The sequence below is a fragment of the Sorangium sp. So ce302 genome (assembly GCF_051530145.1).
Lineage (GTDB): Bacteria > Myxococcota_A > Polyangia > Polyangiales > Polyangiaceae > Sorangium > Sorangium cellulosum_B.
In genome coordinates this window covers 1,627,178-1,640,905 of the sequence record NZ_CP150326.1, presented here as the reverse complement: position 1 = coordinate 1,640,905, position 13,728 = coordinate 1,627,178, and the positions used below count along the sequence as shown (strand labels likewise).

14 protein-coding genes are annotated in these 13,728 nt (G+C 73.0%); 7 read left to right on the top strand and 7 right to left on the bottom strand.

Features of this window, described 5'->3' with window-relative positions; translation table 11 throughout:
* The first annotated feature begins 146 nt into the window (after positions 1 to 146).
* On the top strand, positions 147 to 1,784 hold the full coding sequence (locus WME73_RS06295; protein WP_437915083.1) for an ABC transporter permease: 1,638 nt from the start codon (positions 147 to 149) through the stop codon (positions 1,782 to 1,784).
* 58 nt (positions 1,785 to 1,842) lie between these two features.
* Here WME73_RS06295 and WME73_RS06290 read toward each other — a convergent pair whose 3' ends face one another.
* The 7 genes from WME73_RS06290 to WME73_RS06260 all read right to left on the bottom strand — a co-directional run bounded on the left by WME73_RS06290 (position 1,843) and on the right by WME73_RS06260 (position 9,944).
* Positions 1,843 to 3,000, bottom strand: coding sequence for a hypothetical protein (locus WME73_RS06290; protein ID WP_437915082.1), 1,158 nt, complete (start codon positions 2,998 to 3,000; stop codon positions 1,843 to 1,845).
* A 49-nt stretch (positions 3,001 to 3,049) separates the two neighbouring features.
* Entirely contained in the window at positions 3,050 to 4,957 is a 1,908-nt protein-coding gene (locus WME73_RS06285) for a 4Fe-4S binding protein (protein ID WP_437915081.1), read from the bottom strand.
* A gap of 5 nt (positions 4,958 to 4,962) precedes the next feature.
* Complete coding sequence (locus WME73_RS06280) at positions 4,963 to 5,955, bottom strand: DUF362 domain-containing protein (RefSeq protein ID WP_437744578.1); 993 nt, start codon at positions 5,953 to 5,955, stop codon at positions 4,963 to 4,965.
* Positions 5,956 to 6,066: 111 nt separating this feature from the next.
* Positions 6,067 to 7,860: a serine/threonine protein kinase gene (locus WME73_RS06275; RefSeq protein ID WP_437915080.1), complete on the bottom strand. Its 1,794-nt coding sequence runs from the start codon at positions 7,858 to 7,860 to the stop codon at positions 6,067 to 6,069.
* Positions 7,861 to 8,068: 208 nt separating this feature from the next.
* Positions 8,069 to 8,950: a hypothetical protein gene (locus WME73_RS06270; RefSeq protein WP_437915079.1), complete on the bottom strand. Its 882-nt coding sequence runs from the start codon at positions 8,948 to 8,950 to the stop codon at positions 8,069 to 8,071.
* Between the two features lie 266 nt (positions 8,951 to 9,216).
* On the bottom strand, positions 9,217 to 9,447 hold the full coding sequence (locus WME73_RS06265; protein ID WP_437744575.1) for a hypothetical protein: 231 nt from the start codon (positions 9,445 to 9,447) through the stop codon (positions 9,217 to 9,219).
* A 356-nt stretch (positions 9,448 to 9,803) separates the two neighbouring features.
* A complete protein-coding gene (locus WME73_RS06260; RefSeq protein WP_437915078.1) occupies positions 9,804 to 9,944 on the bottom strand; it encodes a hypothetical protein in 141 nt (46 codons plus the stop codon).
* Between the two features lie 4 nt (positions 9,945 to 9,948).
* On the opposite strand from WME73_RS06260, the gene WME73_RS06255 reads away from it, so the two are divergent.
* From WME73_RS06255 to WME73_RS06230, 6 genes are all read left to right on the top strand, one after another.
* Positions 9,949 to 10,305 carry a DUF4398 domain-containing protein gene (locus WME73_RS06255; RefSeq protein WP_437867793.1) on the top strand — a complete coding sequence of 119 codons (357 nt, stop codon included), beginning with the start codon at positions 9,949 to 9,951 and terminating at the stop codon, positions 10,303 to 10,305.
* A 7-nt stretch (positions 10,306 to 10,312) separates the two neighbouring features.
* Positions 10,313 to 10,762, top strand: coding sequence for a hypothetical protein (locus WME73_RS06250; protein ID WP_437744573.1), 450 nt, complete (start codon positions 10,313 to 10,315; stop codon positions 10,760 to 10,762).
* A gap of 292 nt (positions 10,763 to 11,054) precedes the next feature.
* The gene (locus WME73_RS06245) at positions 11,055 to 11,489 is read left to right on the top strand and encodes a universal stress protein (protein ID WP_437867782.1); all 435 of its coding nucleotides are present in this window, start codon (positions 11,055 to 11,057) and stop codon (positions 11,487 to 11,489) included.
* Between the two features lie 157 nt (positions 11,490 to 11,646).
* On the top strand, positions 11,647 to 12,198 hold the full coding sequence (locus WME73_RS06240; protein ID WP_437744571.1) for a CDP-alcohol phosphatidyltransferase family protein: 552 nt from the start codon (positions 11,647 to 11,649) through the stop codon (positions 12,196 to 12,198).
* Between the two features lie 84 nt (positions 12,199 to 12,282).
* Entirely contained in the window at positions 12,283 to 13,206 is a 924-nt protein-coding gene (locus tag WME73_RS06235) for a DUF4349 domain-containing protein (protein ID WP_437744570.1), read from the top strand.
* A 14-nt stretch (positions 13,207 to 13,220) separates the two neighbouring features.
* Positions 13,221 to 13,703, top strand: a complete 483-nt coding sequence (locus WME73_RS06230) for a serine/threonine protein kinase (RefSeq protein WP_437744569.1) — start codon at positions 13,221 to 13,223, stop codon at positions 13,701 to 13,703.
* The last annotated feature ends 25 nt before the right edge of the window (positions 13,704 to 13,728 follow it).

Sequence of the window (13,728 nt, the reverse complement as noted above, 5' to 3'; positions counted from 1 at the left end):
GCAGGCGTTCGGTCCGGGAAGCGAGATCATGCGGACCCCGCGCGCGAAAGGGCGCGGCGAGCGCGCGTCGACGGCATGTCGGCCCGCCGCCGGCGATGGCGGCCCAGCGTGCCGCGCGCGCCGCGTTCTGCTAGGAGGGCACCGCGATGAGCTACCCTATCGAGGTCGCGCTGCGATATCTCGGCTCCAAGAAGCGGGCGTTCATCTCGGTCGGCACCACGTTCGCGATCCTCGGGGTCGCGCTCGGGGTCGCGGCGCTCGCGACCGTGATGAGCGTGACCGGGGGCTTTCAGGCGGAGTTCCGCGAGAAGGTCCTGGGCGTCAACGCGCACGTCCTGGTGATCAAGTACTCGACGGACTTCCGTGAGTACCGCTCGATCATGGAGCAGGTCTCCAAGGTTCCCGGCGTCGTCGGCGTCGCGCCGTTCAGCATCAACCCCATGATGCTGACGCACGGCGACGCGACGGCGACCGGCGTCCTGGTCAAGGGGGTCGACCCGGCCAGGAGCCTCGGCGTGGGGGCCGAGGGCGCCTCCACGGCCGTGCTCGACCTGCCCCGTCACATCCTCCCGGGCGGCGATCTCGCCGGGCTGCGGCGCCCTGGCTCGAAGCCCGCCGAGCGCGCCGTGCCGTCGTTGCCCGATGTCCCCCTCCTGGAGCCGGACGCTGGCGCGCGGGGCGCGCTCGCGCCGGACGCGGGCGCCGAGCTCGATCTGCTGAAGGCCTACGAGGCGCGGATCCTCGAGGACGAGCGCGCCGCGGCCGCGCGCGACGCCGCGCTCACGCCCGCGACGACGCGCGCGGCCGAGGCGGAAGGCGCGCCGGGCGCCGGGGCCGAGGAGGCGGAGGTCGCGCTCGACGAGGGCGCCCCGCGGGGTGCGATCGAGCCGCAGGGCGGCTATGGCAGCGTTCTCCCGGACGACGACGAGCTGCCGCCCGAGGTCGATCCGGACCCCTGCGCCGACAAGGAGCAGATCGCCAGGATGCCGGGCATCGTGATCGGCGCCGCGCTGGCGAAGAACCTGTCGCTCGACCTCGGCCAGTGCGTCACTGTCACCTCGCCCACGATCGGCTTCTCGTTCGCGAACGGCGCCATCAAGCCGCCGGTCGCCAAGCGATTCCGGGTCATCGCGATCTTCGAGGCCGGCTTCGAGCAGTACGACACCAAGCTGGCGTACGCCGATCTCTACGAGACGCAGGCGTTCTACGACCAGGGCGACACGGTGACCGGCGTCGAGATGAAGGTCGACGACATCGACACCGCGAGCAGCATCGCGCGCGAGATCAGCAAGCTCCTCGGCAGCGGGCTCTATTACACGATGGACTGGGAGGAGCTGAACCACGGGCTCTTCACGGCGCTGCGCATCCAGCAGATCGGCATGAGCGCGGTGCTGGCGCTCATCATCGTGGTCGCCGCGTTCACGGTGATCGCGACGCTGATCATGGTGGTGCTCGACAAGAAGAAGGAGATCGCGGTCCTCAAGGCGATGGGCGCGACGGACGGCGCCGTCCTGCGCATCTTCCTCTACCAGGGCGGGATCATCGGCGTCGCGGGCACCACGCTGGGCCTCTTGCTCGGCGTGGCGGTGTGCAAGGGGCTCCTGGTGTACGGCTTCCCGCTCGACCCGAAGGTCTATTTCATCTCCCGCCTCCCCGTCCAGGCGCGCCCGCAGGAGTTCCTCATCACGGGCTGCATCGCCATCCTCATCTGCCTCGCCGCCACGATCGTCCCCAGCCTCTACGCCGCGCGCCTCCGCCCCGCCGAGGGCTTCCGCGCGCAGTGAGCCCCCGTCTCTCCCCGCGCCCCCGGTAGGCGCGAGGCGGCCCTGCTCGCCGCGCCGACTACCGCCGAGAGGCGGCGTAGAGCTTCTGCTGCCCGTTTTTGTCGGACGCCAGGTAGAGCGTGCACTCGTCCGGGGACAGCGACGGCGTCATGACGGCGACGCTCGGGTCCAGGTTCGGCAGCAGCATCCTCGCCGGCTGATCGTCCACGGGCAGCCCGTCGTCCCCGAGCGCCACGTAGAAGCTCCGCAGCACCGACGCCTCCTCGCACTCGCCGCGCGCGCTGTAGGGCGCCTGGAAGAAGAGCAGGCGGCCGTCGGGCGTCACCCACGGGGCGAGATCGTCTCCCTGCGCCGGGCAGTCGCCTGGCAGGTGGATGTCGAGCACCTGCACCTCCGCGTCCTCTGCGCGCCTCGTGACGAGCCGGCTCGTGGTCCCGCCGGCGTCCTGGAGCCCGTTCATGAACCAGTACCGGTAGGAGGGCCGCTGCCCGTGGGCGACCGCCACCGAGCGGCTCCCCCCGTCCGGGTTGAGCGCGGGGAGCGCGTCCGCCTGGGTCGCGTCCAGCCCATCCGCGACGAGCAGCAGCGGGAGGCTGCCCGGCGCGGTGGAAAGGCGATCGAAGAGCAGCGAGCCCGCGGGGAAGCCGCCCTGCGGCGAGGGCGCGTCCAGGGGCAGGAGGAGCGGGCCCGACTCCTGCCCTTCGGCGTCGACGATGAAGCTGGAGACGACCTCGCCAGCCGTCCAGGGCCGCCCGGTGGCCGTGGCGATCTTCGTGTCGTCCGATCCGAACTTCGCCGTGTAAACGAGCCGGAGCGTCGCCTCACCCTCTCCGGTCTCCGCGCGCACGCGCGGGAACGCGGGCATCGCCCCCGCGACCTCGACCTCCGAGAGCGCGCCGAACGACAGCACGCCGCCGCGGGCCGCGCAGGAGACGCACGTCTCGCTGGCCGTGCAGAACTCCCCCTCCTTGCACGCGCCGCACCCGCCCTCGCCGCCCCCGCCCGACGCGGCGGACGACGAGGCCGAGCCCCCGCCTCCCCCGCCTCCCCCGCTGCCCCCGCCCCCGTCGCCGCCGGCGCCGCCCTCGCCGCCGCTCGACGACGTGGACGTGGCGCTCGCGCCGGCCGCCGTGAACCGCTCGCCGCAGCCGGCGAGCGCCGCGAGCGCCAGCTGCGCGGCGAGCGAGAAGGTTCCGTAGAAGCGAAGCGTGCGCACCCGAGCTGCCTCCTGTCGTGGTCCCGCCGCGCGGAGCCGGCGTGCGCGGTCAAGACGCCTTGTTGTAGTCCGTGTCCTCGAGAAGGATGACGTTCGTCTTCGAGCGGGTCTCGCCGACGCTGGTCACGTAGACCGCGGGCTTGTCCTGCACCGGACACACCTTCTCGCACGCGCCGCAGCCGATGCACAGCGACGGATCGACGTGCGGACGCTGCACGTGGACCATCTTCATCGGCGGCTCCTTGCCGTGCTCGGCCGCCACCGGCTCGCGCTTCGGGATGTCGACCTCCTCGACCCAGATCGCCTTGGGCGACGTCGGGCAGAACTCCTCGCAGACGATGCACGGCACGCTCATCGACCACGGCAGGCAGCGCCCCTGATCGTAGAACGCGGTGCCGATCGAGATCGGCTTCTGGCCGATGCCCATCTTCTGCTCCTCGGTGATCTTCTGGATCGCTCCGGTCGGGCAGACGTCGCCGCAGAGGACGCAGGAGTGCTCGCAGTACCCGATGCGCGGGATGACGATCGGCGTCCAGAGCCCCTCGATGCCCGCCTCGAAGAACGCGGGGTGGATCGCGTTGTTGGGGCAGACCTTCATGCACTCCGCGCACCGGATGCAGCGCTCCAGGAACTCGCGCTCCTCGACCGAGCCCGGCGGCCGGATCACGCGGTGGTCATAGTTCGCGTCGAGCACGTCGGCGATGCGCGCCGTCGGGATGATCACCGCGCCGGCCGCGGCGGTCGCGAGGGCGGTGCGGCGGCCCGTGTCGGGGGTCACGAGGGCGCTCTTCCGGTTCGGCAGGAAGCGGAACTTGATGACGTCCTCGGGGCAGGCGCTCTCGCAGTTGAGGCACATGTGGCACTCGTCCTGCCGCCACTTCACCCCGCCCTGGGGCGAGTCGGCGCCCTGGCAGTGCACGAGGCACAGGTTGCAGTCGGTGCACTTCGCGTGATCCTTCTGCATCCCGAAGAGCGCGAAGCGCGCGAACACGCCGAGGAACGCGCCGAGCGGGCAGAGCACGCGGCACCAGAACCGCGGGATGAACCGGTTCATGAAGAGGATCGCGACGAACAGGATCCCGACGAACCACGTGTGGTGGAAGTAGAACTGCTTCGTCTGCCACACGCTCGCGGCCAGGAAATCCTGCGCGTGATCCGCGGCGAGCTGCACCGGCCGGCTCCCGGTCGTGGCCGCGGAGCCGGTCACCACGGCGGCGACGTACTGCGCGGCCGGGATGACGGCGAGGCCGATGGCCCGGACCGCCACGCAGATCGGATCGAACAGCCCGCCGATCACGCTGCCGGTCGCGCTCGCCGCGAGGAAGGCGTACATCAGGTAGTACTTCACCCGCTGCCGCGTGTACGTCTTGTTCGCCTCGACGCGCTTGCCGCCCTTGCCGTAGCGCGACGGGAAGATCCACCCGAAGAAATGGTGGAGGGTGCCGAAGGGGCAGATCCAGCCGCAGAACACGCGCCCGAAGACGAGCGTCAGCGCGAGGATCCCGAGCGACCAGAGCAGGCCGCGGTAGACGGTGTGCGTCGAGAGCAGGGTCATCGCGCCGACGAACGGGTCGGCGAGGAGGAAACCCTCGACGGGGAGCGGCAGGCGCACGCGCGCCTCGGCGGAGGCGAACGAGCCGCGGAAGCCCGTCTGGAACAGGAAGTAGAGGAACAGCCCGAGGCAGCCGGCCTGCACGGCGCGGCGCGCCCAGACGAGCACCTGGATCACCTTGCGCGCCGGCAGCCCCGAGCCGGCCCGGCGCTTCGGTGCGGGCCGGACGATGGCGCCGGCCTTGCGCAGCAGCGCCCCCCAGCGGGCCTCCTTCGCGGGCGCGGCGGGCGGCGCCGCGCTCGGCGCGGCGGGCGGCCGCGCGCTCGCCTTCGCGGGCGCCACGGCCGCTCCTGCCGCCGGTTCACGGTGCGCCGGCGCGGCCGGTGTCGGATCGAGGTTTGCCATGACTACTACACCTCGGCGAGCCGCAGGTTCTGCCAGTGCATCGTGCCCAGGCCCCGGTCGTGGCCCATCTTCAGGTACGGGATCTCCTCCGGCTTGCGGCCGATGAGCTGGCAGCCGTACGCGTCGGCGGCGACCTGATCGGTCGTCGCGATCACGGTGTGCATGTCCTTCGCGTCGGCGACGTTCCCGCCCTGCGGCCCGTTGCGCATGAGGACGCGGACGGCGTCCACGATCGTGAGCGTCGGCTGGATGAACGTCGCGAGATCGGCGATCGACACGTCGATGTTCTGGTGGAGGCGGTTGCGCCGGCCGCCGAGCGCCCCGTACCAGTTCTTCATCGCGCCGGTGTACCTGGACAGGTTGTGGTGCTTCGCGATGGGGACGTTGATGACCTTGTCCGCGTTGACCAGCGGCGTGTAGACGGGCCAGTCGTCGAGCACCTCGCCCTTCAGGCGCATGCCGCGGAAGCGGTGCGCCGCGGGGATGACGACCTCCCCGCCGACGTCGTAGGCGGCCTTCCAGATGCCGGAGCGCTGGAAACAGCGGTTCGGCTCGTTGCACGAGGCGTCCGTCACGATGACGGTCTTGGCGCCGGCGTCGTAAGCGAGGCGCACCACCTCGGCCACGACCTTGGGGTTCGTGTTGGCCGCGTGGATCGGCGTGCGATCCCAGCCGATGTTCGGCTTCACGACCACGACGTCGCCGCGCGAGATGAAGCGGCGCATCCCGCCGAGCGCGTCGACCGCCTTCCGGACCAGGGCGGCCGGGTCCGGGGCGCCCGCGGCGAGCGCCTCGGCGCCGGCGCGGGCGACGACGAGCTCCGGCACCCCTGCGGGCGCGTCGCGGAGCCGGTAGTCCCGCGTCTGCTGGCGCTCGGCGGCGACGGCGGCGCTGCCGCCGCGGTCCCACCGGGCCGCCGCGAGCCCCCCCGCGCCCCCGAGGACGAGGCCCGCCGCACTCAGCCGACGCAGCATTTCACGTCGAGAAATGTCACCCATGGCCCTCGCCTTCCCTGGATCTACGGATAGCCTCCCCGGGCGGTCGCCACAAGCAGAGGTGGCCTGGCGGCAGCGATGTGCGCCGCCTCCCGGCGCTTCCAGCAACGGCGATCAAGGAGGAGCCGCGGCGGACGTCGCCGGGGCCGCCGGGGCCCCCGGCGTCGCCGGAGCGCCTGCGGCGGGGGAAGCGCCCGTGCTCGCCGGCTGCGGCGCCTGCGGCGCTTGCGGCGGCGCGCCGCTCGCGGCGGGCGGCGCGTGCGCAGGCGGCGAGGGCGGCGGGGCGGCGGGCTCGTCCGGCTCGTACGGGTCGGCCTTCAGGCGATCGCGCTCTGCAAAACAGCTGGCGCGCTCCGCGTCGCACGCGGCCCGCAGCTGCGCCGCGTTGGCGAGCTCCGCCGAGCGCTGGTCGGCGAGCGCCCTGGCCTCGTCGCGCTCGGCGGTGACGGCGGCGCGCGCCTTCTCGACCTCGGCGAGCCGCTCGCGCTCGTCCATGACCGCCTTCTGCGCGGCCGCCGCGCTGTCCTCGCAGGTCTTGAGGCGCGCCGCCTGGGTGGCGTGCAGCACCTGGATCTCGCGGGCGTGCTCCGCCTCCGACGTGGAGCCGCTCTTCTGGAGGGTGGCCAGCGTCGCGTTGAACTCCGCGCGATCCTGATCGCGGGCGCCGCGGCACGCGATCGCCTCGGACTGGGCGATCTGGTGGCTGGCGACGCAGGTGTCGAGCTTGTCGAACGACTCGGCGCCCCGCTGGCGGGCCTGCTCGAGCTCGTTCGCGAGCCGCAGGGTCTCGCGCTTCGAGAAGCCGAGCAGCACGACCGCGCAGCCCACGAGGGTCATCGCGCCGGCCGCGATCCGCGCGCGCAGGTAGGACGTCTTCTGCCTGATCCGCAGCCGCTCCGCCTCGCGATCCGCCTCGCGCTCCGGCTCGAGCAGCACGTCGAGCTCCTCGGCGAGCTGGGTCATCGACGGGCGCTCGTTCGGATCGATCGCGAGCCATCGCCTGAGCGCGGCCTGGAACATCTCGCGCGGGCGCCCGGTGAGGTCTGGCAGCGCGTTGTCGGCGAGCGGCTTGTCGGCGCGGACGTCGTGCGCCTCGGCGAGCTCGGTGCGGCTCTGCGCGGACTCGCCCGGGAAGTCCCTGGGGTTCACGAGCGAGTAGAGCAGCGTCGTGGCGAGCCCGTACGTGTCCATCTTCTCGGAGAGCGGCACGGCGCCGGGGAACCCGTTCAGCGCCCGGAGCTGCTCGGGTGAGGCGTAGAGCGCGGTGCCGGCGCAGAAGGAGGCCTCTCGCTCCGCGGCCACGCCCAGGTCGAGCAGGATGGGGTGGACGCGGCCGGCGAACCTGGCGAGGAAGATGTTGTCGGGCTTGACGTCCTGGTGCCGGAGCCCGGCGGCGTGGAGCGCCTCGAGCCCGCGCGCGACGGCGAGGAAGATGTCGTGCGCCTCGCGCTGGGCGAGGGGGCTGCGCTCGAGGCGCTGGGCGAGGGTCTCGCCCTCGTAGACCGGCATGGTGAGCCACACGTAGTCGGCGTTCATGCCGTGGTCCTTCAGCTGGACGACGTGCGGGTGCCCGACGGTCGCGAGCATGACGAGCTCTCGCTCGACGTTCCGCATCGCGTACAGCGAGCGGGGCATGAGCTTGAGGGCGACCTGGTGCTCGGGGACGTCGATCCGCTGGGCGACGTACACCTTGCCGAACATGCCCTGCCCAAGGAGGCGCCCCAGGCGGTAGAGCCCGCCAACGATCTGGCCGACCTCGGGGAGGATCGAGGGGCCGCGGCTGCTGCTCCTCGCGGGGTCGTCGCTCCCGCCGCGCGACGTGGTGCGCACCAGGCTGGACGGATCCGCCACCGTGACGGCGAACGCGTGGACGATCGTGGTGCGGAGGTTGGGGTCGACGGGCGGCACAGCGATTGCCAGAGTAGCGGAAGCAGCGAGCGCTGAGAAAGAAGCCGGCGGACGGAAGACGGCCGGCGCGGGGCGTTTATTCGAGGGGACTGGCGGAGGCGCCGGGGGGCTCACCCGTTCGCGCCGTTGCGCCGCCGGTGTGTGGACTGTGCCCCGGCCTCGCGCTCTGGATCGCTTGCCGCGGCGAGGCGAGCCCCTCGCCTGCCGCTCAGCCCTCCAGCGGCATCTCCGGCGCCGCTGGCGAAGGCGCCGCCGGCGCTGGTGTTGCCGGCGAGGGGGCCGCCGTCGCCTTGGCCCGCCGGGCCGCCGCGCGCTTGCGGCGCTCGTACGCGCTCGTCACCTCGCGCACGATCTCGGGCTGGCCACGGAACACGAAGCGCGCCGCGTTCCGCACGAGGCCCATGCGCTCGACGAGCAGCGCCGCCAGCTTGTTGCGGAGCAGCAGCGCGTCCTGCGCCTGCCTGGAGATCGCCTCCGCCTGCGCCGGCCGGCTCCGCAGCTCGGCCGCCACGGCGCGCGCCTCGTCGAGGTGGGCCGCGTCGAAGCCGCCGAGCCCGTCGAGCGCGTCGCGGTGCTTCTCCCCGAGCAGCGCGTAGTCGTCGAGCGCGCTCGCCAGGGCGTCGGCCGTGTCGGGATCCTCCGCGTGCGCCGCGTCGATGCGGGCCAGCATCTCGTCCTTCGCGTCGTCCACGCCGTCGTCGAAGTAGAAGCGCAGCGTCGCCGAGATCTCCCCCAGCAAGAACTTCCCGCGCTCGCGGGGGCTCTCGTTCTTCTCGACGGTCAGGAGATACCGCGTCTGCGCCTCCTGCGTGGCGCGCTGCAGCGAGAGGATCTCTTCTGCCGTCCTCGGCCCGAGGCGCGCGGCGTCCCCCTTCTTGCCGTCCTTCGGGACCGCCGACTCGAGGCCCAGGCGGGTCACCCGCTTCTGGGCATCGACCTGTGTCTTCCAGTACTTGTCGCAGAACCTCGCCACGTCGACCGCCTCCCCGAAGAGCACGTGCAAGGGCACCGTGATCGCCGGGAGATTGCCGGCGCTCATCTGCTGGACGACGTCCGACCACCGCTCGATATCGCTCGTCTTCTTCGCCATCTCGACCTCCCCTGGGTTGCGGCGCCGGACACCCCGTCCGGAGCGGCAATCCCGGGTATCCATTCCGGAGAGCCCTGGCTCGGACTCCCCTCCACAAGGACCTGAGCCCGAGACTCCCGCCCTCTCGCACCACGAGCCGCCGAGAGCGGGTCATGAAGCGCGCGAGATGCGGGAGCTTCGCGGCAGGGCGACAGGGATCCACGTCCCGTGCCTGGACGACACGGCGCCAGGGACACGCGAAGACGCTCCGGGGTGTCCCTGGCGCTTCACGACGTGTCCCTGGCGACGATCTCCGTGTCCCTGGCGACGATCTCCGTGTCCCTGGCGACGATCTCCGTGTCCCTGGCGAGAACACCGCCGGTCGAGGTCGACGCTGCCGCTTGTCCTTGTCGGCCGGTTCCCTGTCCCTGCCCCTCATTTCCATGTCCCTGGCGCCGCTCGACGAACAGCGGCATGACCATCGCTGCCGATTCGCTCGGATGGTCCTTGTGGATCATTGCAACGAGGGCTGTCGATTCCGGGGCGTCGCTCGCGACAAGAGGTCACACGCGGGGGGCTCAGGCGCCGTCATCGGATGCGCAACAGCGCAATCCATTGCGCAATGGGCAGAGGCGACAGGAGAGGTCGTCGCAGCGGTCGCGTGCCCCGGAAGAGCAAGAAGCCGGCGATGCTCCGGCGGCGCCGCCGCCGGCGACTCCGGGCTCCTCCTCGAGGGACGGCACCAGCGACCACGTGTCGCTCCCCGGCTCGTGGAGCTGAACGGCAGAGGCATCGCGCCGAGGATCGAACCAGCAGCGGACGACCAGGACCCTGCCATCGGCGAGGAGCACGGCGCCCGGGGCCATGGGCCAGATCAGCCCGGCTCGTCCGCGGCAGCGAGCAGCTCGCGCGCACGGATCGCGCCGGCCAGGCTGGCCTGCCCGATGCACAGCGCGAGCCCAGGCGCGCCGCCGGGAGCGACGGTGCCACCGGCGCCGCGAGATCGGGAATCCACGCAAATGCTCGCCAGAACCGCGCTCGTGATCGCCTGTCTGGAGCTCGCCGGGTGCGCCGCGTTCAGGCCGCCGGCGTCGCCGCCCGAGCTCGCCCGCTCCCGGGCGGCGATCCGCGCGGCCGAGCGGGAGGGCGCGAGCGCCGACCGGCGCGCGGCCATGCACCTCGCGCTGGCGAGGAGCGAGCTCGCGCGGGCGCGGCGGCGGATCTCGGTGGGCGACGTGGAGGGCGCGCGCTGGCTGCTGCGGCGGGCCGAGGTCGACGCGGAGCTCGCGGCGCTCCTCGTGAGGGAAGCGGGGCTGCGCGACGCCGCGGGCCGCACGCTGGACCAGGCGAGCACGCTCGCCGAGGGGAAGGAGTAGGGCCCGCGTGCGCGCCGGAGCCCCGCTCGCCATGGCGCTCGCGCTCGCGGGCTGCGCGACGCGCGCGGCCGCGCCGCCGCCCGAGCTGCTGACGGCGCGCGCCGCCGTCGTGCAGGCGCAGGACAACCCGCTCTCGCCGCTCGCGATCGCCGAGCTGAGGCGGGCGGAGGAGGCGCTGGCGATCGCCGAGCGCGTGGAGCGCGAGCGCCCGCGCTCGACGGTCGCGCGCGACGCGGCCTACGTCGCGCGGCGGAGGGCGCAGTGCTCGCTGCTGTCCTCGCTCGTGCGCGCGAACCAGAGCGCGCTCGTGCGCGCGCGGCAGAGCCAGCGCGCCGCGACGCAGCGCGCGCGCCCCGGCGGCGAGCCTGAGCCCGCGGCGCCCGACCCTGCCGTCGATGTCGGTCGCGGCGTCGCGCTCGACGGCGCGCGCACGCGGCCCCAGCAGTCCGCCAGGTGATCGCGGCCGCGCTCCTGCGCTGCCGCGCCGTCGCGCTCATCGCTGCGCGCCCGCGCGACGCCTGATTTGCCGCCGGGATCCGGGCGGATCGGCCCGAGCGCCCCCGCGCGCCGCGTACCGCCCAGGGCGTCGGCGCGGCTTCCATCGAACAGTTTCTCCTGGGAGTGGCCGATTTTTGGATCCAAGATGCGCGCGACGCGCCTCCGACGGCATCGAAAGCGTCCCGGAGGTCAGCGTCGGTCGAAGTTCGAAGTTCGACGGGACACCCGGTCCCGCGTGCGAGGAGAGCGCGATGAAGGAAGGCGCGAACGTGATACTGGTGCCCGTCGACTTCGAGGCGGCCTCGATGAAGGCGATCGAGCTCGCGAAGGATCTCGGCGCGAGGCTCGGGCACCGGGTCGTGCTGCTGCACGTCTACCAGCTCCCGGTCTACACGTACCCCGGGCTCGAGCCGGCGCTGATGCCCGGGTTCCACGCCGAGGTGAGCGCCGCCGCGTCGCGCGCGGTCCAGCAGCTCTCGGCGCAGACAGGGGGACTCTCGACGGCGCTGCGCGAGGGCGACCCTGCGACCGAGATCCTCGCCGCCGCCGACGAGCAGGCGGCGGCGATGATCGTCATGGGCACGCACGGCCGCCGGGGGATCTCGCACCTCTTCCTCGGGAGCGTCGCCGAGCAGGTGATCCGGAAGAGCAACGTCCCCGTGCTCACGGTGCGCGTGGCCAGCTGATCGTCCGCGGCGCCTCGCGGTGGGCGGGCCGGCGCGGCTGCCGGCCGGGGCGCGGCGGGCAGGGCCGCGCTCGACTGGGTTAGGGCGGGCTCGGCCGCGCTCGACGTGGGTCAGGGCCCCGGCTTCTGCGTCGCATGCGGCGCGTGGAGTTCCTCGCATGTCGCCCCTGTGTCCGCGCGATCTCGCGCTTCCGCCGAACCTCGTGAGCCTGGCCCGGCTGCCGCTGGCGGCCCTGTTCCCGATCGTGGCCACGCGGCCTGCGCTCGCCCTCGCCGTCCTCTGCTGCGCAGGCCTGACGGACGTGCTCGACGGCTGGCTGGCCCGCCGCTCCGGTCAGGTGACGCCCACCGGGGCGATCGTCGACCCGATCGCGGACAAGGTGTTCGCGCTCGCGGTGGTGGGCACGCTCCTCGAGAGCGGCGCGCTCCCCCTCTGGGGCATCCCGGCGCTGCTGGCCCGCGAGCTCCTCGAGCTGCCGCTCGCGCTCTGGATCGCGGTGAGCCGCCGCTTCCAGGGCGCGCGCCTGTCGGCGGCGAGCGCCAACATCCCTGGCAAGCTCGCGACGGTGGTGCAGTTCGCGGCGGTCTTCACCGCCATCGCGCTCCCGTCGGCGCTGCCCGCGATGCTCGCCGCGTCGGCGATCGCAGGCGCGGCCGCGGGCGTCTCGTACTGGGCGCGCCAGCTCCGCCGCGTGCCCGGGGCGGCGTAGGTGCCGCCTGGAGGCGCTCCTGGTGTAAGGTCGGCCCAGGCGGCGCGTTGAGCGTCTGCCACCGGCTCCATGCTCCGAGGAACCATGCGAAGAACGCTGCCCGTCTGGGCTCTCCTTGCCTCGCTCGCCGGCCCTGCCGCCTGCAGCTCCGCCCCTTCGGCGGCGCGCGACGCCTCCAGCTCGCCGGCGTACGGAGCGGCGCCTGCCCCGATGGCAGGGATGCCTCCTGGAGTCCTGCAGACGACCGGCGAGTCGACGCGCTCGGGGTCGGTGCGCGAGGAGTCGTACGATGCCGAGGTGTCGGTGGCGGCGGATTTCGCCAAGGCTGCGCCGCCGCCGGCCCCCGGCGGCGGCGCTCAGCCCCCGATGGCGAGGCCGGCGCCGACCGCCACCACGCCGCAGCCGGCGCCGACCTCGTCCGGCGCCGCACCGCAGGCCGCGCCCCAGGCCGCCGGCGAGGTGAGCGCGGCGCGCGCGCCCCTCCTCGTCTACACGGCGGAGATCGGGATGGCGGTGTTCGAGGTGGGCGCGTCGCTCGGCAAGGTCGAGGCGCTCGCGCGGGATCTCGGCGGCTTCCTCGCCCGCCGCGACGACCGGACGATCACGATCCGCGTCCCCGCCGCCCGGTTCGACGAGGCGCTGAAGCGCCTGGAGGGGCTCGGCGACATCCTCCAGCGCAACGTGGTCGCCGAGGACGTGACCGAGGAGTTCTTCGATCTCGCCATTCGCATCCGGAACGCGCGGGCCGTGCGCGATCGCCTGGAGAAGCTCCTCGAGAAGGCCGCCAAGGTCGAGGAGTCGATCCAGCTGGAGCGCGAGCTCGCGCGCGTCTCCAGCGAGCTCGAGCGCCTCGAGGGGCGGCTCAAGTTCCTGCGCGATCGGGTCGCGTTCTCGACCCTCACCGTGACCTTCCAGCCGCGCTCGACGGAGACCCTCGCCCCGTCGGGACCGCGGCTCCCCATCGACTGGCTCAACGAGCTCGGCCTCTCGCGGCTCCTCAACCTGTGAACCGGGCGCCTCCGATGAACCACTCCCTTCGCCACGCCTTCGCCCTCGTCGCCACGCTCACCGGCGCGGCGGCGCTGCTCGCCTGCGGCCGGCCCTTCGTCCCCGCGACCCCGCCGGGGTTCGTCGATCTCGACGATCGCTACGGCGACGACGAGTACCGCGCGACCACCGCCGAAGGGCTGGTGATCGGGATCCGTGCGTTCGAGAACGATCCGAAGGGCGACCTCGCCTTCTGGTCCCGCGTGATCGAGAAGCGGCTGCGCGAGGGCGGCGGCTACGCGCTGCTCGGCAAGACCGACGTGAAGGCCCGGAACGGCCTGCCGGGCGTCCAGCTGCGCTTCGGGCACGACGAGGGGAAGGAAGCGCACCTTTATTACCTCACCGTCTTCGTCAACGACGATCGCGTCTTCCTCCACGAGGCAGGCGGAGCGAAGGCGCTGGTCGAGCGGCATCAGCAGCAGATCGACTGGGCCATCCGCAACTTCCTGCCGGAGTGACGCGCGCTGCCCGCGTCGGCCGCGC

Excerpts from the sequence above, each read along its gene's own strand:
- WME73_RS06255 (WP_437867793.1), top strand. The coding sequence starts at position 9,949 with ATGCTCGCCAGAACCGCGCTCGTGATCGCCTGTCTGGAGCTCGCCGGG.
- WME73_RS06295 (WP_437915083.1), top strand. The coding sequence starts at position 147 with ATGAGCTACCCTATCGAGGTCGCGCTGCGATATCTCGGCTCCAAGAAG.
- WME73_RS06235 (WP_437744570.1), top strand. The coding sequence starts at position 12,283 with ATGCGAAGAACGCTGCCCGTCTGGGCTCTCCTTGCCTCGCTCGCCGGC.
- WME73_RS06265 (WP_437744575.1), bottom strand. The coding sequence starts at position 9,447 with ATGATCCACAAGGACCATCCGAGCGAATCGGCAGCGATGGTCATGCCG.
- WME73_RS06285 (WP_437915081.1), bottom strand. The coding sequence starts at position 4,957 with ATGGCAAACCTCGATCCGACACCGGCCGCGCCGGCGCACCGTGAACCG.
- WME73_RS06280 (WP_437744578.1), bottom strand. The coding sequence starts at position 5,955 with ATGGGTGACATTTCTCGACGTGAAATGCTGCGTCGGCTGAGTGCGGCG.
- WME73_RS06245 (WP_437867782.1), top strand. The coding sequence starts at position 11,055 with ATGAAGGAAGGCGCGAACGTGATACTGGTGCCCGTCGACTTCGAGGCG.
- WME73_RS06240 (WP_437744571.1), top strand. The coding sequence starts at position 11,647 with ATGTCGCCCCTGTGTCCGCGCGATCTCGCGCTTCCGCCGAACCTCGTG.
- WME73_RS06230 (WP_437744569.1), top strand. The coding sequence starts at position 13,221 with ATGAACCACTCCCTTCGCCACGCCTTCGCCCTCGTCGCCACGCTCACC.
- WME73_RS06270 (WP_437915079.1), bottom strand. The coding sequence starts at position 8,950 with ATGGCGAAGAAGACGAGCGATATCGAGCGGTGGTCGGACGTCGTCCAG.